This is a genomic window from [Pseudopropionibacterium] massiliense (assembly GCF_900607225.1).
Classification (GTDB): domain Bacteria; phylum Actinomycetota; class Actinomycetes; order Propionibacteriales; family Propionibacteriaceae; genus Arachnia; species Arachnia massiliensis.
Genome location: NZ_LR027842.1, coordinates 1,612,684 through 1,635,261 on the forward strand (window position 1 = coordinate 1,612,684; position 22,578 = coordinate 1,635,261).

18 protein-coding genes are annotated in these 22,578 nt (G+C 66.2%); 10 read left to right on the plus strand and 8 right to left on the minus strand.

The genetic code is table 11. From position 1 onward, the window contains the following. Positions 1–6: 6 nt before the first annotated feature. The 3 genes from E0E39_RS07180 to E0E39_RS07190 are packed head-to-tail and all read left to right on the plus strand — an operon-like array spanning position 7 to position 3,541. Complete coding sequence (locus E0E39_RS07180) at positions 7–2,442, plus strand: DNA gyrase/topoisomerase IV subunit A (protein ID WP_130874124.1); 2,436 nt, start codon at positions 7–9, stop codon at positions 2,440–2,442. After that, positions 2,439–2,927: a beta-class carbonic anhydrase gene (locus E0E39_RS07185; RefSeq protein ID WP_130874125.1), complete on the plus strand. Its 489-nt coding sequence runs from the start codon at positions 2,439–2,441 to the stop codon at positions 2,925–2,927. Before E0E39_RS07180 ends, E0E39_RS07185 begins: the two co-directional genes overlap by 4 nt. Positions 2,928–2,980: 53 nt before the next feature. Continuing rightward, the gene (locus tag E0E39_RS07190) at positions 2,981–3,541 is read left to right on the plus strand and encodes a ClbS/DfsB family four-helix bundle protein (RefSeq protein WP_130874126.1); all 561 of its coding nucleotides are present in this window, start codon (positions 2,981–2,983) and stop codon (positions 3,539–3,541) included. A gap of 165 nt (positions 3,542–3,706) precedes the next feature. Here E0E39_RS07190 and E0E39_RS07195 read toward each other — a convergent pair whose 3' ends face one another. After that, positions 3,707–5,782, minus strand: coding sequence for a DNA gyrase/topoisomerase IV subunit B (locus tag E0E39_RS07195; protein ID WP_130874127.1), 2,076 nt, complete (start codon positions 5,780–5,782; stop codon positions 3,707–3,709). 152 nt (positions 5,783–5,934) lie between these two features. On the opposite strand from E0E39_RS07195, the gene E0E39_RS07200 reads away from it, so the two are divergent. Further along, positions 5,935–6,141 (plus strand): DUF7455 domain-containing protein, encoded by a 207-nt coding sequence (locus tag E0E39_RS07200; protein WP_130874128.1) that lies wholly within the window; start codon positions 5,935–5,937, stop codon positions 6,139–6,141. On the opposite strand, the gene E0E39_RS07205 is transcribed toward E0E39_RS07200, so the two are convergent. Both E0E39_RS07205 and E0E39_RS07210 read right to left on the minus strand, forming a co-directional pair. After that, positions 6,131–9,262 carry an ATP-dependent DNA helicase gene (locus E0E39_RS07205; RefSeq protein WP_165444676.1) on the minus strand — a complete coding sequence of 1,044 codons (3,132 nt, stop codon included), beginning with the start codon at positions 9,260–9,262 and terminating at the stop codon, positions 6,131–6,133. The genes E0E39_RS07200 and E0E39_RS07205 overlap by 11 nt on opposite strands. Beyond that, positions 9,259–12,318 carry an ATP-dependent DNA helicase gene (locus E0E39_RS07210; protein WP_130874130.1) on the minus strand — a complete coding sequence of 1,020 codons (3,060 nt, stop codon included), beginning with the start codon at positions 12,316–12,318 and terminating at the stop codon, positions 9,259–9,261. The genes E0E39_RS07205 and E0E39_RS07210 overlap by 4 nt, the downstream gene beginning before the upstream one ends. A 96-nt stretch (positions 12,319–12,414) precedes the next feature. On the opposite strand from E0E39_RS07210, the gene E0E39_RS07215 reads away from it, so the two are divergent. From E0E39_RS07215 to E0E39_RS07230, 4 genes are all read left to right on the plus strand, one after another. After that, entirely contained in the window at positions 12,415–12,621 is a 207-nt protein-coding gene (locus tag E0E39_RS07215) for a cold-shock protein (RefSeq protein WP_130874131.1), read from the plus strand. A 67-nt stretch (positions 12,622–12,688) separates the two neighbouring features. Next, on the plus strand, positions 12,689–13,501 hold the full coding sequence (locus E0E39_RS07220) for a PP2C family protein-serine/threonine phosphatase (protein ID WP_245988433.1): 813 nt from the start codon (positions 12,689–12,691) through the stop codon (positions 13,499–13,501). Positions 13,502–13,511: 10 nt separating this feature from the next. Then, positions 13,512–13,736: a DUF3107 domain-containing protein gene (locus E0E39_RS07225; RefSeq protein ID WP_130874133.1), complete on the plus strand. Its 225-nt coding sequence runs from the start codon at positions 13,512–13,514 to the stop codon at positions 13,734–13,736. A 48-nt stretch (positions 13,737–13,784) separates the two neighbouring features. Next, on the plus strand, positions 13,785–15,227 hold the full coding sequence (locus E0E39_RS07230; RefSeq protein ID WP_425470705.1) for a DEAD/DEAH box helicase: 1,443 nt from the start codon (positions 13,785–13,787) through the stop codon (positions 15,225–15,227). 150 nt (positions 15,228–15,377) lie between these two features. Here the strand turns inward: E0E39_RS07230 and trpS are convergent, their stop codons facing one another. Together trpS and E0E39_RS07240 are read right to left on the minus strand one after the other, a co-directional pair. After that, positions 15,378–16,463: a tryptophan--tRNA ligase gene (gene trpS / locus E0E39_RS07235; RefSeq protein WP_130874135.1), complete on the minus strand. Its 1,086-nt coding sequence runs from the start codon at positions 16,461–16,463 to the stop codon at positions 15,378–15,380. Between the two features lie 32 nt (positions 16,464–16,495). Beyond that, entirely contained in the window at positions 16,496–17,347 is an 852-nt protein-coding gene (locus E0E39_RS07240; RefSeq protein WP_130874136.1) for a PHP domain-containing protein, read from the minus strand. A 72-nt stretch (positions 17,348–17,419) separates the two neighbouring features. On the opposite strand from E0E39_RS07240, the gene E0E39_RS07245 reads away from it, so the two are divergent. Next, positions 17,420–17,896: a DUF2505 domain-containing protein gene (locus tag E0E39_RS07245; RefSeq protein WP_165444677.1), complete on the plus strand. Its 477-nt coding sequence runs from the start codon at positions 17,420–17,422 to the stop codon at positions 17,894–17,896. A 10-nt stretch (positions 17,897–17,906) separates the two neighbouring features. Here E0E39_RS07245 and E0E39_RS07250 read toward each other — a convergent pair whose 3' ends face one another. Further along, positions 17,907–18,380 carry a DUF6912 family protein gene (locus E0E39_RS07250; RefSeq protein ID WP_130874138.1) on the minus strand — a complete coding sequence of 158 codons (474 nt, stop codon included), beginning with the start codon at positions 18,378–18,380 and terminating at the stop codon, positions 17,907–17,909. A gap of 174 nt (positions 18,381–18,554) precedes the next feature. Between E0E39_RS07250 and E0E39_RS16775 the strand changes: the two genes are divergently transcribed. Beyond that, complete coding sequence (locus E0E39_RS16775) at positions 18,555–18,863, plus strand: Rv3235 family protein (RefSeq protein WP_425470619.1); 309 nt, start codon at positions 18,555–18,557, stop codon at positions 18,861–18,863. A gap of 5 nt (positions 18,864–18,868) precedes the next feature. Here the strand turns inward: E0E39_RS16775 and secA are convergent, their stop codons facing one another. Further along, positions 18,869–21,637, minus strand: a complete 2,769-nt coding sequence (gene secA, locus E0E39_RS07255; protein WP_484455990.1) for a preprotein translocase subunit SecA — start codon at positions 21,635–21,637, stop codon at positions 18,869–18,871. Positions 21,638–21,916: 279 nt separating this feature from the next. Beyond that, positions 21,917–22,528: a ribosome hibernation-promoting factor, HPF/YfiA family gene (hpf, locus tag E0E39_RS07260; RefSeq protein WP_130874139.1), complete on the minus strand. Its 612-nt coding sequence runs from the start codon at positions 22,526–22,528 to the stop codon at positions 21,917–21,919. Positions 22,529–22,578 lie beyond the last annotated feature (50 nt).

Sequence of the window (22,578 nt, forward strand, 5' to 3'; positions counted from 1 at the left end):
CAGCCCATGGCCAAAACCACCGAGGAGTTCGAGGAACACATCCTGGATGTCGACGTCACCGAGGAGATGGAGTCCAGTTTCCTCGAATACGCCTACTCCGTCATCTACGCCCGTGCCCTGCCGGATGCGCGCGACGGCCTGAAACCCGTCCAGCGGCGCATCCTGTTCTCGATGGACGACATGGGCATCCGACCCGAGAAGGGGCACGTGAAGTGTGCCCGCGTGGTCGGTCAGGTGATGGGTGTGCTGCATCCGCACGGCGACAGCGCCATCTACGACGCCCTGGTGCGCATGGCGCAGCCGTGGGCGATGCGGCTGCCACTGGTCGACGGTCACGGCAACTTCGGATCGCTCGACGCGGGGCCGGCCGCGATGCGTTACACCGAGTGCCGGATGGCCCATCCTGCGGTGGCGATGACCGCGGGCCTGGACGAGGATGTCGTCGATTTCAGGCCGAACTACGACGGCAAGGACACCGAACCCGAGGTGCTGCCCGCGGCCCTGCCGAACCTCCTGGTCAACGGGGCCTCCGGGATCGCGGTGGGAATGGCCACCAACATCGCCCCGCACAACCTCCGGGAGGTGGTCTCCGCGCTGAAGGCGCTGCTGAGGGACCGGGAGACCTCCCTGGAGGAGCTGATGCGTCACATGCCCGGGCCCGACTTCCCCAGCGGGGGGCGGATAATCGGTCTCGACGGCATCCGTGACGCCTACGCAACCGGGCGTGGCTCCTTCAAGGTGCGGGCCAGGGCCAGCATCGAGCGGGTCTCGGCGCGCCGCCGCGGCATCGTCATCACCGAACTGCCCCACCTGGTCGGTCCGGAGAGGATCATCGAGCAGATCAAGAAGGGCGTCGACTCGCGCAAACTGGTCGGAATCGCCGGGGTGAAGGACCTGACCGACCTGGCCAACGGCACCAGGCTGGTGGTGGAGGTCAAGAACGGCATCAACCCCGAGGCCCTGCTGGAACAGCTCTACCGGGTGACGAAGCTGGAGGACACCTTCGCCATCAACGCGGTGGCGCTCGTGGAGGGACAGCCGCGGACCCTCGGCCTGAAACAGCTGCTGGAGGTCTACCTGGATCACCGGCTCCAAGTGACGATCCGCCGCACCCGGCACCGCCTCGGCAAGGCCCGGGAACGGTTGCACCTGGTCAGGGGACTGTTGCTGGCCATCGTCGACATCGACGAGGTCATCGCCATCGTTCGTTCCAGCGAGGACGCGGCCGAGGCCCGCACCCGGTTGATGGGCGCCTTCGACCTGGACGAGGTGCAGGCGAACCACATCCTTGACATGCAGCTGCGCCGCCTGACGAAGTACTCCACGCTGGAACTGAACGCGGAGGCCGATGAACTGGCCGCCCGCATCGACGAGTTGCAACGCATTCTCGACGACGACACGGTCCTGAGCACCTTGGTGGCATCGGAGCTGGACGAGATGGCCGAACGCTTCGGAACCCCCCGTAGGACGGTGCTGCTGGCCTCCGACGGTGTGGTCAGGTCGGTGGCTCCCCTGGAGGTTCCCGACGAACCGTGCTGGGTGCTGCTGTCCGCCACGGGGCGCGCGGCCCGCACCGATTCCGCCGCTCCCCTGCCCGTGGCGGGTCCCCGGACCGCCCACGACGTGATCGCGGCCGCGATCAGGGTCACCTCCCACGCCGAGTTCGGGGTGATCACCAACACGGGACGCCTGCTGCGGGCCAGGGCCATCGAACTTCCCACCGTGCCGCTGACCGCAACGGCCCCGAACCTGCAGGGCGGTTCCGAAACGCGGGAACTGTGGCCCCTGGAGCAGGGAGAGCGGGCGGTCGGCCTGACCTCCCTCGACCCCGGGGGGCCGGGCCTGGCCCTGGGGACGCTGCGAGGCGTGGTCAAACGGGTCAACCCCGAGGTGATCGGGAAGGATTCGTGGGACGTGATCCGCCTCGACGACGGTGACGAGGTCGTGGGCGCGGTGGAGTTGGATTCCCCGAACCTGGCGTTCATCACCTCGGATGCTCAGCTGCTGCACTTCTCCGCCGACCTGGTGCGTCCGCAGGGGCGTCTGGGCGGCGGTGTCGCCGGGGTGAAACTGGCGGAGGGGGCGAAGGTGTTGTTCTTCGGCGGGGTGGATCCCGCAACGGACCTCGTGGTCACGATCGCGGGGGCACCGGATTCGTTGTTCGGGCACACCACGGGCGGCGCCAAGGTCACCCCCTTGGCCAAGTACCCGACCAAGGGCCGGGCCACCGGCGGGGTCAGGTGCCAGCGTTTCCTGAAGGGGGAAACGGCCCTCATCGCCGCCGCCATCGGCGGGTTCGTGACCGCCGCCGCCGCGGACGGCACCCCGGTTGCCCTGCCGGACCCCACGCCGAAACGCGACGGTTCCGGTGCGTCCCTGAAGGGGGTTGTCGAGGCGCTCGGGGCCCGGCGCACCCCTGAGGTGGTTGAGTTGATCCCATGAGTTTCGACGACCTGCTCTCCGCCAACCGCAGCTACGCGGAAAGTTTCACCCGGAAGGGAGCCGACGGCATCGCCCACGCCGGGGTCGCGATCGTCACCTGCATGGATTCACGCATCGACCCGCTGCCCATGGTCGGGCTCGGTCCCGGTGACGCCAAGATCCTCCGTTCCCCCGGCGGCTGGGTGGCGCCCTGGATCATGACGGGCCTGGTGCTGGCGGTCCAGCTGCTCCACGTTGAACGGATCATGCTCATCCCCCACACCCGTTGCGCCATGGCGGGAACCGATGAGGCGCTGCATCAGTCGATCGCGGAACGCAACGGCATGGACGCCACATGGCTGAGTTTCGGCGCCAGCCCGGACCAGATGAGCCGTTTGAAGCAGGACGTCTCCGCCGTGCTGGCCCATCCCCTGATCAAGAACCGGGCCGAGGTGGGGGGATTCATGTATGACGTGGACACCGGCCTGCTGGAGCAGATTCTCTGAAGGGCCCACCACTGCCCCATGGCGCTGAAGACCTGAGAAAGGGTGTGGATGTCGTGCCGAGACCAACCTCCAGGAATGAACTGGTTCACCTCGCAGCGAAACGGTTCGAGGAACTGTGCGCGCTGTGCGACTCGATGAGCGGGCACGAACGATCTGTTTCGTTCGACTTCAGCGGCGAGGTCAACAGGAAGGAGACCCACTGGCAGCGCGACAAGAACCTCCGGGACATCCTGGTGCACCTGCACGAGTGGCACCAGCTCCTGCTGACCTGGGTGGGTGACAACAGGAATGGGCGGTCAAGGCCGTTCCTGCCCGCACCCTACAACTGGAGGACCTACGGCAAGTTGAACGAGCAGTTCTGGCGTCGGCACCAGTCAACGTCACTGGTCGAGTCCAACCGACTCGTGCGTTCCTCCCACGAACAGGTGATGGACCTGATCAGTTCCTTCAGCTCCTTCAGCGATGCCGAGTTGTTCGAGAAGGGTCGGTTCGACTGGACGGGGACGACGACCCTGGGCTCCTACTGCACGTCCGCGACATCGAGTCACTACGACTGGGCGATGAAGAAGATCCGCGTGCATCTCAGGAAACTGCGCTCCACCACCGGGCGTTAGGACGCCGGGGTTTTCAGATGCCGTGAAGGCTGTGTTCACGGCACACACGTCCACCGGCGGAACCCCCCGGTCCGGGCGGGATCGGCAACGGCCACGGGCGGCCTCCGGGATTCCAGCGGCATGTGGGGCACGCAGGGATCTTCGGTGAGCCGGTGATGGAGTTGCTCAGACGTCGATGCGGTCGGACTCCAGCGCGTAGGCGCCCGCGACGATGAACTCCTTGCGCGGCGCCACGTCGTTTCCCATCAGCATCTCGAAGACGGCCTCCGCACGTTCCGCGTCGTCCACGGTCAGGCGTCTCAGGGTGCGGCGCCTGGGATCCATGGTGGTCTCCGCCAGCTGATGGGCGTCCATCTCGCCCAACCCCTTGTAGCGTTGCGGTTCCTTGAATCGCACCCCCCTCTTCGTCAGTTCGGCTGCCTTCCGCTGGTATTCCCCGTCGGTGTAGGTGTAGATGTATTTCTCCATGCCCCGTTTCGGATTGATCAGTTCAAAACGGTGCAGCGGGGGAACCGCCGAGTAGACCCGGCCCGCTTCCACCAGGGGACGCATGTAACGGAAGAACAGCGTGGCGAGCAGGCAGCGGATGTGGGCCCCGTCGGAGTCGGCGTCCGCCATGAAGATGACCTTGCCGTAGCGTGCCGCGTCCGCCTCGAAGGTGCGTCCCGAACCGGCGCCGACCACCTGGATGATGGCTGCGCACTCGGCGTTCTTGAGCATGTCGCCGACGGATGCCTTCTGCACGTTCAGGATCTTGCCACGAATCGGCAGCAACGCCTGGAACTCGGAGTTGCGGGCCGTGTTCGCGGTGCCGAGCGCCGAGTCACCCTCGACGATGAACAGTTCGCTCAGTTCACCGTCGGCGCTACGGCAATCCTTCAGTTTCGGTGGCAGCGACGACGACTCAAGGGCGTTCTTCCTGCGCTGGTTCTCGCGGTGCGCCCGGGCCTGGACCCGGGTACGGGAGGCGTTCACCACTTTCTCCATGAGGGTTCGAGCCACCTGTTTGGTCGCGGCCCGGGAGCTGGTGAGGAAGTCCGTGAGTTCGTTCTCGACGATGCGCGCCACCAGACGCTGAACGGGAGGGGTGCCGAGCACCTCCTTCGTCTGCCCCTCGAACTGCGGCTCCGCGAGCCGGACGGTGACCACGGCGGTCAATCCCTCCAGGCAGTCGTCCTTGACGATCTCGTCGCCGTTCTTCAACAGCCGGGTCCCGTCGAGGGCCTTCGCGAAGGCCCTGACCACGCCCCGCTCGAAACCAGAGACGTGGGTGCCTCCCTTGGGGGTGGCGATGATGTTGACGAAGGAACGCACCTGGGTGTCGTATCCGGTGCCCCAACGCACCGCGATGTCGACCTCGAGGCTACGTTCCACGTCGGTGGCGGTCATCACCCCGGCCTCGTCGAGCATCGGCACGGTCTCGGTGAACGAGTCGCTGCCTGCAAGGCGCAGCACCTCCGTCAACGGGGCGTCCTTCGCCAGGAAGTCGACGAACTCCGTGATGCCTCCCTCGTGAAGGAACACCTCGGTCCCGCGTTCCCCTCCACGGGCATCGGTCACCTCCAAGCGCAGACCCGGGACGAGGAAGGATGTTTGACGTGCCCGGTCGTGCAACTGGGGCAGGGAGAGACCCGCGTCAGCGAGGAAGATCTGCTCGTCGCTCCAGTACCGCACCCGGGTTCCCGTCCGGTTCTTCGGCACCCGCCCGAGTTTCCGCAGTCCCGAGGCAGGGGTGAACGGGGCATCCGGTCCCTCACCGTCGAACATCCCCGGTACCCCGCGCCGGAAGCTCATGGCCCAGGTGTTTCCCTCCCGGTCCACCTCGACGTCCAGGCGGGAGCTGAGCGCGTTGACCACGGAGGCACCGCCCCCGTGGAGCCCGCCGGTCGCGTTGTAGGAGGAGTTCCCGAACTTCCCGCCCGCGTGGAGCCGGGTGTAGACCACCTCGACGCCGCTGAGGCCCGTGCGCGGTTCCTTGTCGACGGGGATGCCGCGGGCGTGATCCACGACCTCGACGGAGCCGTCGTCGTGGAGGGTGACCGTGATGCGGTCGCCGAAACCGGAGAGGGCCTCGTCGACGGCGTTGTCGATGATCTCCCACAGGCAGTGCATCAGGCCGCGGGTGTCCGTGGAACCGATGTACATGGCCGGGCGTTTGCGCACCGCCTCGAGGCCCTCCAGGACCAGCAGGTTCTTGGCCCCGTAGTCGCGGGGGGTGTGGGTGTTGGGGTTCGAGCGCACCGGCACAGATTACCGAGAACAGGGCGACCTCGTCAGCAGGATGTGACGGCTGCGCACCGGTGGCTGGGGAATAAACCGCTGGAGGGGAATAATTGGAGCGGCGAGCTAGGTTGGAAATGATACAAGGATAAGTTTGGATAGAAAGGGCGAGCATGACGAACACCGCCACTGAACGGGCCACCAGCAGCCTCACCGCCATGGACCGGTGCGACCGTTGCGGCGCCCAGGCCTACCTCCGCGTGGAGTTGAGCAGCGGCGGCGAGCTGCTGTTCTGTGCCCATCACGCGAGCAAGCACCGCGAGAAGCTCGCCCAGGTGGCTGCGCGAATCCACGACGAGACGGCGCGCCTCAAGGAATGATTGCCGCCGTGGCGGCCCGGATCAGTTCCGGGTCCGCCACCACCGGTTCCAGGCGGTTGGCCAGGACGTGGTGGAAGGCAGTGGCCACCCGTGCCGGTTCCAGGCCGCGGGCCTTGGCCCAGGCCTGCCGGTAGATGGCCAGTTGCAACGGATCCGCATCCGAGTCACCGATCTTCCAGTCGACCACGAGCGCGTCGAAGTCCGGATCGTCGCCGGGGAAAACCGCGTCGATCCGCCCGCGCAGCACCAGCGATTCCCAGCGGAGCAGGAACGGAACCTCGATCCCGAGCGGCGTCAGGTTCGCGAACCGACTGGCCTCGAAGGCCCGCTTGAGACGCTCCAGCCCGGGTTCCTCCGCGCGGGCCCGGAACTCGAGTTCGTCGAAACCGGGGCTGATGGAGAACCGCGTCATCACCCATTCGTGGAACCGTTCCCCCAGCCGCGCGCTGCGTTTCGGTTCCCGCGGCATCCGGCGGGCCAGGCGTTCGGCGAAACCAACCGGGTTCTTCCCCAACTCCATGAGCGCGGTGGCCGACAGGCCTGCGGGCAGTGCCAGGTCCCGGTTCGTCCTCCGGGTCAGTTGTTCGGCCAGGAAAGCGGCGTCCCGATCCCACGCCGCGATCCTCTCCTGTTCCGCAGCCGAGGCGACACCCGATCCCCAGACCCAGCCGGTCTCGTCCTCCCCGGATGCGATCACGTCCCGCGCCTGACGGACGAGGGCCGCGGCCCGGGCCGTGGCGGCCGCCCGGTCCGTGACTGGAATGGGCCAGGTCGCGGTCCGGGCGGCCGTGGGCTGTGGATTCTCCTCCGGGGGAGGTTGCATTGGAGTGGTTCCGTGGAACACCGCCGCGTCATCGAAGTAGCGGGACCGGCCGCGTGCCCGTTTCAGTCCGGGCGCCCAGGCGTGGGCCGAGACGACGAGCATTCGTTTCGCCCTGGTGGCGGCGACATAGGCCAGCCGGTCCTCGGAGAGCCGGTGTTCCTGCTTCAACTCCTCCCGGTAGGCGTCGATGCCCCGTTTGGAGTAGTCGGCGAGTTGAGGGATCGCGTCCGCGTCTCCTCTGAGCGGCGCGGGCAGCAGACGGGAGTTCGTGCTCCAGTTTCCCGTCCGGTCTGTCCCGGGAAACACCCCCTCCGACAGCGCCGGCAGGTAGACCGTGTGCCATTCCAGTCCCTTGGCCCGGTGTATGGTGAGCAGCTTCACCGAATCGGCCGCGGTCGGGGTGGCGCGTTCCAGCGCGTCCCCGTGTTCCTCCTCGGCGTCCAGCCAGGCCAGTAGCCCCGCCAGACTGCCGTCGCCGTCGATGTCGGGATAGGTGGAGCAGGCCGCGATGAACCGCGCAAGCTGGGTGGCGTCCCCGCGCACCAGCTGTTCCGTCTCCAGGCCGAGCCGGGAGATCACGCGACGCACCAGTTCCGGGACGGACTCGTCCAGGTGCCCGCGCAGCTCGGCCAGTTCCGAGGCGAACCGCTCCAGCCGCGCCCGTCCCTCGCCGCTGATGGCCGCCTCCCCCGGATCGTTCACGGCGTCCAGCAGCGAGGGTGCGCGTGCCGGATCGACACGCGAGACGAGTTCGGCCAACTCCCCGGGAAACGGAGGTGGCTCCTTCGTGGTCTCCCCTGACACCAGTTCCCGGGCGCGGCGCGCCAGCGCGGCCAAATCTGCCAGGCCGAGACGCCAGCGTTCCCCCGTGAGCAGGCCAGCCACCTCGGCGTTCGCCAAGGGATCGGCGAGCACCTTCAGGGTGGCCACCACGGGGGCGATCTCCGGTAGCCGCAACAGGCCCCCGATCCCGACGATCTCGACGGGCACACCGTGTTCCCGGAAGTGTTCCCATGCGGAGGTCAGGATGTCGTTGCGGCGGGTCAGGACGGCGATGTCCCGCCATGCCGTGCCCTCGGCGTGCCGGGCCGTGACGTCGGTTGCCAGCCAGTCGAGTTCCTCCGCGAGGGTGTCGAAACACAGGACACGGACCTCGCCGCCCGGTGTGTCCTTCCCGGGCTGCAGTTCCACCCCCCCGCCCCTGGTTCGTGTGAGCGGTTCGGCCAGGGCGTTGCCCACCTCCAGGATCCGGCTGCCGCTACGGCGGTTGACGGTGAGTGTGAACTCCTTGGCCGGTTTCCCCGTGGGGCCGGGGAAGTGGGTGGGAAACCCGAGGATGTTCGAAGCGGCTGCTCCGCGCCACCCGTAGATCGCCTGGTTCGGGTCGCCCACGGCGGTCACGGGAAACCCGCGGCCCGATGCGGGATCGGCGCCGCTGAACAGTGCGCGCAGCAGGATTGTCTGAGCCGACGAGGTGTCCTGGTACTCGTCGAGCAGGACCACGCGGAGCCGTTGCCTGAGCATGGCGCCGACCGCCGGGACGGATCGCGCCAGTTCCACGGCCTGGGCCTGCTGGTCGGCGAATTCCACCAGACCGAGTTTCCTCTTGAGCTCCCGGTAGGTCTCGACGAGTTCCAGCAGTTCCAGACGCTCGTCGATGGCTGCCTGCGCCTCGAGAACCGCCTTCGTCGGTGATCCCCGCCACAGCGGCGCCTCCTCGAACCGGGCCCTGGCGTGCAGGGAGAACTCCCTGACCTGCGCGGGCGTGACCAGGTGTGATCCCAGGGCGGCATCCAGGGCGAGCACCCGTTCCGGGAGTTGGCGCAGGGACAACCGGGACAGGTGTTCGAGGGGCCGGGAGTGTTCTGCCACCGCCCGGGCGGCAACCCTGAACCTGGATGCCCCGGACAGCAGCCTCGCGTCGGCCTCGATGCCCAGCCTCAGGCCGTGTTCCCGGACGAGCCGCGCGGCGAAGGCATCGTAGGTGAACACCATCTCGTCGTTCTCCGTCTCGTCGCGGGAGGCCAGGTCGGAGCGTTCCAGGGCGTGGCGGATGCGCCCGCCCAGTTCAGCGGCGGCCTTCCGGGTGAAGGTCAATCCGAGGACCTGCTCGGCCCGCACCTGTCCGGTGCCGACCAGCCACACCACCCGGGCCGCCATGACCGTGGTTTTTCCCGTGCCCGCGCCGGCCACGATCACCTGCGGTTCCAGCGGGGAACAGATGGCGTTCAGCTGCTCCGTGCTGAACGGGATTCCGAGTGCGTCGCACAGGTCACCGGGGTTGTTCAGTCGTCTCATTCCATGCCTCCGGGGTTGATCGCGGGGCAGGAGGCCCCGAACGCACACCATGCGCACTGCGGCCCCTCCCGGGCCTCGAAGGTTTCCCGCAGCAGGATCTCGACCGCCTGTTCCAGTTTCTCGGTGAGCCAGGAGGGACCCTCCGGAAGGACCGGTTGGAACTGCCGTTCCGGTAGTGCTCCGCCGTGCCTGAGCTGGAGCAGCGACGGTTCCGCGACCTCCCTGATCCCGGGTGCGAGGGAATCGAATGCCCCGAGCCGGGCGGCCAGTTGGTACACCCCGAGCTGGGTGTGTTCGGCCACCTCGGTCCTGGTCGGGGGGCGGCGACCGGTCTTGAGGTCCACCACGGACAGTTTCCCGTTCCTCAGTTCGAGCCGGTCCACGGTGCCGCGCAGCAGGACCGGCACGTCCTTGACGATGATCGGGGTCTCGAAGTTCACCTCGACCCCGAGGAGCTCGTCGGGGTTCGTCTCGTTCCAGGCGTGGAACCGGGTCAGTGCCCGGCGCATCTGTTCCTTCTCGGCTGTCTCCATCCACCGGGCCTCGAAACGGAGCCGGGGCCAGACCTCGTCCAGGTCCTGGATCATCTCCTCGAGCCCCATGGTTCCCCAGGCGGCCCGCTGGGCCACCCGGTGGATCACGTCGCCCACACCGGCCTGGGGTCCTCGCGGCCGGTCGGCGCCGCCCCTGCGTGAGAGGAACCACTGTCGCGGGCAGGTCAGGAGCGCCTGCAGGGTCGATCCGGTGATGACCAGCGGCCGCGACGTCCTCCAGGCCGGGGAGGAGGGCTCCCTCACCCCCCACCAGTTCTCGGGGCGGGCATCACGAAACGCCGGACGGAACTGCTGGTCGGTGATGTCGCCGAGGTGGGCCAGGCGCAGCGCAGCCGCCCGTCGCATGGCCGGGGACTCGGCGGTGTCCGATACGACCTGCCGCAGCTCGGCGATCAGGGAGGCCGCCGTCTGCCGCTGTTCGGGCAGTCCCACCACACGCACGGGGGTCACTCCCAGCTCCCGGCAGAACCGGGATGGTTCCGCGGGTTCGGCCTCGCTGGCCGCCGGTGCGCTGACGTGCAGCTGCTCCGCCGCCCGGGAACAGGCGACGTAGAAGGAACGCCTCTCGGATGCGAGCCGGTCCGCGGTGCTCACCGCGTCCAGATGGTCGGGGGCAAGACGGTCCGGATCCAACAGCAGGCCTCGCCAGCCCGTCTGCGGCCACGTTCCCTCGCTGGCACCGATCACGTGCACCCTCCGCCAGGAACCGCTGCGGGAGCGGTGGGCCGTGAGGAGCCGGACACCGCGTCCCCGGGTGGAAAGTTCGCGTCCGGTGTCGGCGGGGATCTCCTCGCGCATCACGGCGGAACAGAAGGCGTCTGCGCCGTGATGTCCGGCGAGCTCCTGGCGGCGCCCTGCCAGCTCGAACAGCTCGACGACGGCGTCCAGGTCCTGATTGGCACCGCGCGACCCCGCCAGGGCGGCCTCTCGCAGCCTCTCGGGCCATCCGGTTCCGCTCCAGATCATCCACAGCACCTCCACCACGGGGGCTCCCCGGGTGAGCTCCTCTGCGGCCCTGCCGAGCAGGATCCCGAGCGCTCGGACACGCTCGGCCTCCGGGCCGGGGAGGGCTTCCAACAGCTCCGGTCTGCCAAGACACTTCCCGAGCAGGCCACGGGAATCCGGATCCCCGATCCCGGCTGTGAGCAGGAATCGGGAGAGCGCACGCTGTCCCACCGCGTCCAGCTCGCAGAGGGGACCCGCCAGCAGACGAGTGACGGTCTCGGCGCCGAGGTGCTCGAGGTTCGCCGCAGCAGTCAGACCGGCCAGGAGGTTTTCAACGGCGTGCTGGGAACCGAGGGCCAGTTCGTCACCGGCCACATCCACGGGGATTCCACGTGCCGTCAGTTCGCGGGCCAGGGGAGCCAGTTGGGTGCGACCCGATCGTGCAATCACCGCGAGCTCGTGCCAGGCGCAACCGTCCACTGCCACCGCCTCGCGCAGCGCAGCGGCCAGGTGGGCGGTTTCCGCCGCCGAGTCATCGTAGATGCTCACCGTGACGAGCGATCCCTCACCCTGCGCGGGACTTGCGGCAGGCGGGGCGTCGCTCGCATTCAGTCGTTCCCGGATCCCGGCGAGCGCTTCCGCCACGGCCGGGCGGTTCCGGTGGCCCGTGACGAGTTCAAGGGTCTCGGCTCCGGGTAGCCTGCGCAGCAGGGTGATGCCGGCGGCCGAGGCGCCACGAAAGGAGCCGAGCCGCTGCTGGGGGTCGCCGAGGACCAGCAGCGGGAAACCGATCCGTGCCAGGTCGGCCAGCAGGTTCGCCGCCACCTGGTCGAGTTCCTGGGCGTCATCCACCAGTACCGCGTCGAATCGTGAACGGCAGGCTTCCGCGACGGCGTCGTCGGCCAGGAGCAGGCGTGCACGATGAACCAGTTCGGTGTAATCGAGGGCCCCGTCGAAATCAGCGATCGTCAGGTAGGTTTCGAAGAAGTTCCCGACAGCCTCGAAGAGTGGGTCCCCCGAGGCGAGTTGAATGATGTTCTCCGGATCGAGGCCGAGTTGCCGGGCCCGGGACAGCACCTCGCGCAGCTGCCGGGCGAAAGTGCGTGTCCGGGCGGCGGCACGGACCTCCTCCGGCCAGGACCGGTCTCCCTCGCCCTCGAGCAGGTCCCGGAGCCGTTGCTCCTGTTCCGGGGCCCGGAGCAGCCTGAGATCCTGTTCGAAATCCCCCAGTTCTCGCAGCAAACCGAGAGCGAACCCGTGGACGGTTGTCACACGGGCCCCGACCTCGGCACCTCCGCGCCGTCGGATGATGTCCCTTCTCAGCTCCTGCGCAGCCTGTCGAGAGGCCGTCAGAACCACGAGCCTCTCGAGCGTGGAACCGCTCTCCAAACGCTTGACCACAGCGGCTGCCATTGTCGTCGTCTTACCGGTCCCCGGTCCCCCGAGCACCACCCGTACTCCTTGAAACGGCATGGCAGCCTTTTCCTGCCCGACGTCCGGCACGGGCACGTCAGGCAGCGCGGTTGGCAGCAACCGCCAGGTTCTGGCGTCGTTCACGGGTCAATGGAACCATGGCTGACCCCCATTCTGTGGAAGAGTGATCCCCGGGGTCCACCGCAAGGTGCGGTGGGTCAGTTTTCGCAGGAGAACAACATGGCTCTGGGAACCGTCAAGTGGTTCAACCCCGACAAGGGTTTCGGTTTCATCGCTGTTGACGACAGCAATGACGAGGACGTCTTCGTCCATTACAAGTCCATCGACATCCCGGGCTTCAGGACACTGAACGAAAACCAGCGTGTTGAGTTCGACATCGTTCGAGGTCCGAAGGGCATGCAGGCGGATCACGTCCATCCCCTCTGAAGCTGCCTGTCAGGGCGACTCCGGGATAGGATGAGCACACGACCAGCGAAGGCGAGGCCCAGTGACCATGCACCCGGAGGGAGCCCAGTTCCAGGGACGGGACCACTACACAGTGATCCCAGCGCCGTGGGTGGCTGGTTGCAGCGATGTCGGGACCCGGCATCGCACCAACCAGGACGCATTGTGTGTGGCAGCCACTTCCCGCCCCACCAAGCGGGCGGTGCTGGTCGTCTCCGACGGTGTGAGTACGGCTTTCGGGGCCGAGCACGCGTCCCTGGTGGCCGTTGAGGAGGCGTGCTCGGTCCTGATCCAGGCGCTGACCGCTGCCGGCTCGGCCGAGGCCGAGTCCTTCAACTCCGCCTTCACACGGGCTCATGAAGCCGTCCTTGCCGCAGGCACCAGCGACGAGCCGGCGGCCTGCACCCTGGTGGCCGCCACCGTTGCTGACGGGTTGGTCCGAGTCGGCAGCATCGGCGATTCCCGGGCCTACTGGTTCGGCGATGACGGAGTGAGCTGGCAACTCACCAGGGACGACTCCATGGCCCAGGCACGCATGATGCTCGGCATGCCGCGCGAAGAGGCCGAACGTTCCCTCCAGGCGCATTCCATAACACGCTGGTTGGGGCGCAATGCCACGGATGTCAATCCCGCCCTGGTGGAATTGCGCCCCGACTCCCCCGGCTGGGTGGTGGTGTGCAGCGATGGGCTGTGGAACTACGCCAGCTCACCGGAAGATCTGGCGGCGGTGTTCGAACGCGCCAAGGAGGTCAGCGCCAACCTGGTTGAACTGACCGAGTCATTGGTCGCATGGGCGAATTCCTGCGGCGGCCGGGACAACATAACGGTGGCGTTGGCGTACTGCGAGGTGCAACGCGGCTAAGGTAGGCATCATGGACGTCAGGATTGGAATCAGCGACATCTCCCGCGAGCTTCAGGTACGCACCACGAGCACCGCCGACGAGGTTGCCGCCGCCCTGAACGAAGCGCTCACCAACAATTCGACCTTTGAACTGGCCGATGACAAGGGTCGCCGGGTCATCGTACCCGTGGCGAAACTCGCCTATCTCGATCTGGGAGCCGCCGAGGGACGTCCTGTTGGTTTCGGCGCGCTCTGACGCCACCCCGGCCCTTCACAGGGTCCACGACGACAGTTAGGTTTCACCCTGAACGAGACAACCACCTCCGAGACGTTCTCAACTCTCGGTATCCGCGAAGAGATCACGGCCTCGCTCGCCGATGCGGGAATAGTCACCCCCTTCCCGATCCAGGCCCTCGCCATCCCCTTGGCCATCAGCGGCACCGACCTGATCGGGCAGGCTCGCACCGGCACCGGGAAAACGCTGGCGTTCGGAAGTTCCCTGCTGCACCGGCTCCAGACCAGCGCCGAGGAATCGGAGGAGCCCATCACCCACGGCCGCCCACGAGCCTTGGTCATCACCCCCACCCGGGAACTCGCCCTCCAGGTGGCTCGGGATCTCGAACTGGCCGGTTCCCGGCTCCACACCCGGGTGTTGACGATCTACGGCGGCACCGGATACGACGAGCAGCTGTCCGCCCTGGAGAAAGGCATCGACGTGGCGGTCGGGACTCCGGGGCGGCTTCTCGACCTCGCCAATCGGCGCGCGCTGGACCTGAGCCACATCGAGGTGCTGGTGTTGGACGAGGCCGACGAGATGTTGGACCTCGGTTTCCTACCCGACATCGAGAAACTGTTGGCGAAGACGCCCCCATCGCGTCAGAGCCTCCTGTTCTCGGCGACAATGCCTGCCCCCATCCTTGCCCTCGCGCGAGCCACCCTGAACCGGCCCGTGAACATTCGCGCCGAGGGCGCGGATGCCCAGGCAACGGTGCCCGACATCACCCAATTCGTGTACCAGGCCCATGACCTGGACAAACCCGAGGTGGTCGCCCGCATCGCCCAGGCCCGTGATGTCGGCAAGGTGATGGTTTTCTGCCGCACGAAACGGGCCGCGCAGCGCCTGGCGGATGAGCTGCAGGAGCGTGGGTTCCCTGCGACGGCCATCCACGGCGACCTGAACCAGGCGGCCAGGGAACGTTCCCTGAAGAAATTCAGGGCCGGGACCGTGACCATTCTGGTGGCAACCGATGTCGCCGCCCGGGGAATCGACGTCACCGGCGTCAGCCACGTGATCAACTACGAGTGCCCCGACACCGACGCCACCTACGTGCATCGCATCGGCCGGACGGGCCGCGCGGGGCACACCGGCGTCGCCGTCACCCTGATCGACTGGCCGGACGTGACCCGCTGGAAGGTCATCAACAAGACCCTCGGCCTGGATTTCGAGGCCCCTGTCGAGACATACTCCTCGTCCCCACACCTGTACACGGACCTGGACATCCCCGAGGGCACCAAGGGTCGTCTTCCCCGCTCCATGCGCCTGCCACGCGGGACCCGTTCCCGCCAGGAAACCACATCCACACCCGAGGGTGGCACGCGGCGGCGCAGGCGTCGACGTTCCCCCGCCGAGCCCAAGGGAGACCGCCCACCGTCCACCTCCGGCCCGGAGGAGGCCGTCCCTCGCCGCAGGAGGCGTCGCCGCCGCGCCGGAGTGGACGTGACCGAGTCCCGGAGAAACGCCGAGTGACCTCTTCGGGCATCCTCGGTTCTGTCCCGGGGCGCTGCTCGTGAATTCCGGCTCCGGCCCCGTTCAGGAGCGGGGCCGGCGGAAGATTCCACGGCCAGATCATGCCCGACCGCCCCGGCATCTCTCCCGAGGCGGTCGGGGATTCTTCGCTCAGTAGTCCATGCACATGGCCTGACGCACCTCTGCCAAGGTGGCCTCGGCGACGGCATTGGCCCGTTCGTTGCCCGCCCTGAGCACATCGCGGAGCATCCCGGGGTCGGCCATGAGCTCGACCCGGCGTGCCCGATGAGCGGCGAAGTGGTCGTTCACGGCCGCCGTGGTGAGTCTCTTCAACCCGCCGCCGCCGCCATCGCCGATCTCCTCGGCAACATCCTCGGGGGTGCGATCCAGGCACATCGCGGCGATGTTGACCAGGTTCGAGACCTCGGGCCGGTTCACGGGATCGTAGGTGATGTGGCGGTCCGAGTCGGTGACCGCGCGTTTGAGCAGTTTTGCGGTTTCGTCAGCGGTCATACCGAGCTCGATGGTGTTGCCGCGTGACTTGCTCATCTTGTTTCCGTCCAGACCCAGGATGGTGCCGCTGCGGCTGAGCAGCGACTCGGGTTCCGGGAAAACGGGACGGGCGGGATCGATGCGCCCGTAGCGCTCGTCGAAACGCCTGGCGATCACCCGGGTTTGTTCGACGTGCGGTAGTTGATCCTTGCCGATGGGAACGAGATTCGCCTTGCAGAACAAGATGTCGGCCGCCTGGTGCACCGGGAAGGTCAGCATCAGCCCGGACATGGGTCGGTTGGAGGCCGCCAGTTCGTCCTTGACCGTCGGGTTGCGACGTAGTTCAGCGTCGGTGACCAGGGCCAGGAAGGGCAACAGCAACTGGTTCAGGGCGGTCACCGCCGAATGGGTGAAGATGACCGTCCGCCCGGGATCGATGCCGGCGGCCAGGTAGTCGGCCACCATGTTGTAGACGTTGTCCTTCAGATCACCGACGCCGTCGCGATCGTAGATCACCTGGTAGTCGGCAACGACCAGGAAGGTCTCGATCCCGGCGTTCTGCAGCCGCACCCGGTTCTGGAGCGACCCGAAGTAATGCCCGATGTGGAGGCGACCGGTGGGACGATCCCCGGTCAGCAGTCTGAACCCGCTTGGGTCCGAGGCAATCTTCGCTTCGATCTCGTGACTACGCTTCTCCGAGCGCTGGAGGGACTTCTCTGCTTCTGTGGTGGACCCGGATTCCATGCGCGCGATTTTATCGCTCGGAGGTGGGGTGGTCACACCGAGCCGCCTCGCGCCCGGATCCGGGAAAGCATCTCGAGATAGGCCGATTTTCGGGTCGTGTAGCAGCCCAGTTGTCGTTCGGGGCGCGCGGTCCCGTGATAGTCGCTGGACCCGGTGCGGAGCAACCCCAGACGAGCCCCCATCTCGAACAGCAGCAGCCGCGTCTCACGATCGTGATCCTTGTGGTCGGTTTCGATTCCATCGAGTTCATGCTCCCTGACGAGTTGCTCGATGAACGGTGCGCTGAGGGCTTCCCGAGTCGTGGGAGCCCACGGATGCGCCAGTACCGCCACTCCCCTGGCCACGTGCACCAGTTCGATTGCCCGGCCCACATCAATGGAGTAGCGAGGAACGTATGCCGGTTGCCCGGGTGCGAGGAAGGAATCGAAGGCTTCCTGCCGGTTCGCCACCATCCCCTTGGCCACCAGCGTGTCCGCGACATGGGGACGTCCCACCGAGGGAGCTCCTTTGGCCGTGGCCATGACTTCATCGATACTCACGGGATATCCGAGCTCCGTCAGCCTTCGACACATCTCGGGAAGCCGCTGGGTCCTGCCGACCCTGACCCGGGCGAGCTCCTCGTTCAACAAACGGTTCCACACGTCACAGCCGTAGCCGAGAAGGTGCACCGCGCGACCGTCGTGCTGACAGGAGATCTCGATACCTGGCAGCACCTTGACCCCGATTCGTTTCCCTGCCTCCGCGGCCTCGGCGACCCCGTCGAAGGTGTCGTGATCCGTCAGCGCGATCACGTCCAAACCCGCCTGGAGCGCCTTCATCACGAGCATCGTGGGGGTGTCCGTGCCATCACTGACCCGTGAATGGGTGTGCAGGTCGATCCTCATGCCCCTCATGCTATCGGTCCATCCACGGAACCCTTTGGTTACGGGCTCGAAATCACCGCTACATTGGTCCCCATGCAGCTCAACTACAAGCATGAATTCAACGGCAGCCCGGACCAGGTGGCGGCGCTGTTCCGCAACGAGGCGTTCATCGATGATGTCGCCAAGCACGCCAACGCGATCGAGCACACGGTCACCATCGCGGATGACGCCACCCATCTGGATCTGACCCTTCCCGCCCCCGAGTCGATCTCGAAGTTCTTCGGCAAGGGCATTCGCATCAAACAATCGTTCGCCTGGGGTGACCCCGACGATGAAGGAGTGCGAAAAGGAAATTTCACGGTTGACATCGCGGGAGCACCCGTCACCGTCGAGGCCGATGCCACCCTCTCCCCCACCGGCCCCAGCTCCTCGGAAGCCGTTTACGTGGGTGAACTGACCGTCAAGATTCCCTTGGTCGGCAAGAAGGTCGAGGCACAGGTCGAACCCATGATCGCTCGTGCCTTCGCGGGCATCGAGCGTCGCGCTCAGGACTGGCTGAGTCGCGGCTGACGAGCGGCAGTCAACGAAGCCCTCGACGGTACTCCTCCACGTCATTCCACAGCAGGCCGGAATTGCGCAGCAGATCCTGGACCTCATCAAACTCCCACGCGGTGTCGATGTCCAGGTCACGCGCAGCCGCTGCGGCAGCGGAGGCGTCCACGTCGGGGGCTTCGCTGAACCAGCAGGTCATGGATTCCCGATCGACCCGGGTGACGATGCAGGCACCGTTGTCGGGGTCGTCGCCAGCAACGACCGATGATCCGGGGATCTCCGCAACCAGCACAAGCCTTTCCCCGAATCTCGCCAGGGCAGACACGGATGCGAGCGTCAATGCGGCGTATTCGGCTTCTTCTTCCTGCCCGATCGTGTAGCCCAGAGCGGCCAACAGCTCAGGTGTCACACGGTGTGCCGGTCGATCAGTCAGTTGGGGCGTCCCCTCGATCGCCGCCAGCTCATCGCGAGCGATGGGTATGAACACCAACTCTCTGGTCACGCGACCACCATAGAGCCTGCCCGGGGAATCACGGATCAGCCACGCCCACAGTGTTGTCGGCACACCAGCATGTGTTGTCGGGGGCAGCGGGTGTGTTGTCAATGTTATCGATGATGTTGTAAATAGCCGCCCAATCCCTTACCGGCACATTCCAAGGGTGCATAACGTGTCGGGATGAACCAAATACCTGCTCCCACCTTGGCACAAGCGGTGCTCGATGCCATTCAAGGGACACGGGCCCTGCACCAGATCCGTCCCCATCTGTCCTCCCGCGCCTTCCGGCAACTCGTTTCCTACTCGGATGCCACGAGTTTTCGTGTCGGTCGGGTGGGGCCACTCCACGTTCAACATCCGGCACCGGACAGCCTGGAAGCGAGCAGCACGGTCCAAATTCAGGGCAGGTGGCTTGCCTGCACCATTCGGCTGGATCGTGAAGAAGACTGGTTGTGTTCCGACCTGCGAGTGGTGGGTTTCCCCGCGTGACGGGATCAGCGCTTGCGTTTCGCCTTCTTGCGTCGTGCGGCACGATTCCCACCGCCACCACCCGGCGATGGCTTCTGCGCGGGTTTCTTTGCCCCGTCGCGACTCGTGGTGGCATCCCCCGACTCGTCGGGAGCCGAGTAGGTGAGGTTCTCCTCACGTTTGCCGCCCAAGCCTTTCGCCAAAGGAGCCGCGGCACGCTTGGGTTTCGCATCCTCGGTCTCAGGGCTGGGATCGAGCTTTGCCAGTACATCCTCTGGTTTGCCCTCGGCATCCGTGACCACGCCGACGCTCACAGGTTCCGGTTGATTGATCTGTAGGTTGAACAGCATTCCAATGATCTGTTCGAACGAGGCCTCCCGCATGGCGATGAACATGTCGCCGCCCTCCCGCTGGTACTCGACCAACGGGTCACGCTGCGCCATTGCGCGAAGCCCAATGCCCTCACGCAGGTAGTCCATCTCGTAGAGGTGTTCCCGCCAGTTGCGGTCCACCACGGAGAGCAGCACCTGACGTTCCAGTTCCCGCATGATCTCGGGTCCGAGGGCCTCTTCACGGTCGTCGTAGGCCCTGCACACGTCGTCACTGAACATCTCGACGAGTTTTTCCTGGGTGGGAATCTCCTCCTCGATCTCCTCCTGGTCGAGGCCGACGGGGTAGAGGGTGCGCAGCTCGTTGAAGAGCATCTCGAGATCCCAGTCCTCCGGAATGCCGGTGGTGTGTTGCCGAACAACGGCGCCGACCACTTCGGCAGCCCGGTCGCGCAGCTGCTCGGACAGGTCGGCCCCGTCGAGGACCCGCCGCCGGTCGCGGTAGATGACGTGCCGCTGCCGGTTCATCACGTCGTCGTACTTCAACACGTTCTTGCGCATCTCGAAGTTCTGGCTCTCGACCTGCTTTTGGGCCGACTCGATGGCGTTGCTGACCGACTTGGAATCGATCGGCACGTCGTCCGGTACCTTGAGCATGATCAGGGCCCGCTCCAGCACCTCGGGACGGAACAGGCGCATCAGGTCGTCGGAGAGGGAGAGATAGAAACGGGACTCACCCGGGTCGCCCTGACGTCCGGACCGCCCGCGCAGCTGGTTGTCGATGCGACGGGACTCGTGGCGTTCGGAACCGATCACGTACAGTCCGCCGGCCTCCACCACCTCGTCGTGCTCGGCCTCCACCTGCTCCTCGAGGGCCTTCAGCGTGTCGGGCCACTGGGCCTCGTACTCCTCAGGAGTCTCCACGGGGTCGAGTCCCTGCTTGCGCAGCTGCAGATCGGCCAGGAACTCCGGGTTGCCGCCGAGCATGATGTCGGTGCCGCGTCCCGCCATGTTGGTGGACACGGTCACAGCGCCCTTGCGGCCCGCCTGCGCGACCACGGCGGCCTCCCGCTCGTGTTGTTTCGCGTTGAGGACCTCGTGCGGGATGCCCTCCTTCTTCAGCATCCCGGACAGCAGCTCGGATTTCGCCACCGATGCGGTGCCGATGAGCACGGGCTGCCCGTTCTCGTGGCGGAGCACGACGTCCTCGATGATCGCCTTGTACTTGGCGTCCTCCGTGCGGTAGATCCGGTCGCGCTGGTCGATACGGATCATCGGCATGTTCGTCGGGATGGGAATGACCCCGAGGCCGTAGATCTTCTGGAACTCCGACTCCTCGGTCTTCGCGGTGCCCGTCATGCCGGCGAGTTTGTCGTACATGCGGAAGTAATTCTGCAGGGTGACGGTGGCCAAGGTCTGATACTCGTCCTTGATCTTCACGCCCTCCTTCGCCTCGAGGGCCTGGTGCAGGCCCTCGTTGTAGCGGCGCCCGGCCAGGGTGCGGCCGGTGTGCTCGTCGACGATGAGGATCTCGTCGCCCAGCACCACGTAGTCCTTGTCCCGTTTGAACAGCTCCTTGGCCTTGATGGCGTTGTTCAGATAGCTGATGAGCGGGGTGTTCGCGGATTCGTAGAGATTGTCGATGCCGAGCCGGTCCTCGACCACCTCGATGCCGGCGCCCGAGATCGCGACCGTCCGTTTCTTCTCATCCACCTCGTAGTGCTGGTCGCGTTTCATGGAACGCACCATCCGGGCGAAAACCGGATACCACTCGTGGGTGTCCTGGGCCGGCCCGGAGATGATCAGCGGGGTACGGGCCTCGTCGATCAGGATCGAGTCCACCTCGTCGACGATGGCGAAGTGATGGCCGCGTTGCACGAGATCCTCGCTGCTGAGCGCCATGTTGTCGCGCAGGTAGTCGAAGCCGAACTCGTTGTTGGTGCCGTAGGTGATGTCCGCCCGGTAGGCGAGGCGCCGTTCGGCGGGCGACATCGAGGCCAGGATGACGCCGACCTCGAGGCCGAGGAAATGATGGATCCGCCCCATCTGCTCGGACTGGTACTTGGCCAGGTAGTCGTTGGTGGTGACGATGTGCACACCGTCACCTGACAGTGCGTTCAGGTAGGAGGGGAGGGTACCGACGAGGGTTTTTCCCTCGCCGGTTTTCATCTCCGCGATGTTGCCCCAGTGAAGCGCCGCGCCACCCATGATCTGCACGTCGAAATGCCGCTTGTTGAGCACGCGTACGGAGGCCTCGCGCACAGTGGCAAACGCTTCCGGCATCAGCTTGTCCAGGTCCTCCCCGTCATCGAGGCGTTCCTTGAAGGTGTCGGTCTGTTCTCTCAATTCGGCGTCGGACATCCCCTGGAAGTCCTCCTCGATCAGGTTGACCTGGTCGGCAACCTTCCGCAGCTTCCTCAGCTGAGAACCCGAGCCGAGGTTGCTCAGGAAATCCATGAATCCCACGTCGACGATCCTTCAAAGTTTGACTCCGGTGGCTGTGGCGCACCGCCTGCCATCCTAGCCAGCCCCGCGGCCCTGCAAAACTGCGACGGGCCAAGGGCGCATGCCCGACCCGTTGCGTCAACGACGCGCACCATCAGAGGTTCCGCGGACGAGCCGTGACGTGGCGAGAGCCGCCGTGGTCCTCGGGGAACTCCTGCGTTTCCCCAAGGTTGCGAAAACCACGAATCACCCCGTGTGAAGTCTCGACGAACGACATCCCGCCACGGAGCCTGCGGGCTCTCAGGCGCTCACGTTCAAGTGGATGACACCGTAGTTGTAGGCCTTGCGACGATAGACCACGGAGGGTTTCCCCGTGGCGGAATCCTGGTAGAGGAAGAAGTCGTGCCCCACAAGCTCCATCTCGTCCAGGGCCTGGGCCAGGCTGAGCGGAACCGTTTCGAATTCCTTCTCACGCACCACGAGGGGGCCGTCGCCATTGACCACCAGGCCTGCGACCTCGTAGGTGGTTTCCTCCGGCTCAGCCTCGGTTTTCTCCGGTTCCGGGACGGACGCGGTCTCCTCGGTGAAGATGGCCGTGCGCAGCCCCCTGTGGGTCTTGCGACGATCCGCCGCCTTTCGGAGTTGCGCCTTCAACCGGTCAAAGGCCTGTTCGAACGCAAGCGTCTTGTCGTTGGCCTTCGCCTCGGCGCGCACGACGGGCCCTCTGCTGCGAAGCGTGATCTGAACCTCGACAGCGTCGGAGGGATTCTTGGTGCCATCCGTGGCGGAGAACTCCACTTCCACACGGATCACCCGGTCCCGCAGCCGCTCGACGGTGACGATCCTGTCGTGGACCAGTTCCTTGAGCTCGGGGCTGATGGTGCAGTGCCGACCGGTGACGACGACGTCCATGTCTCCTCCTGGCTAGAAAACTATGACGCCAGCGGCTCCCTGTTTCTCAG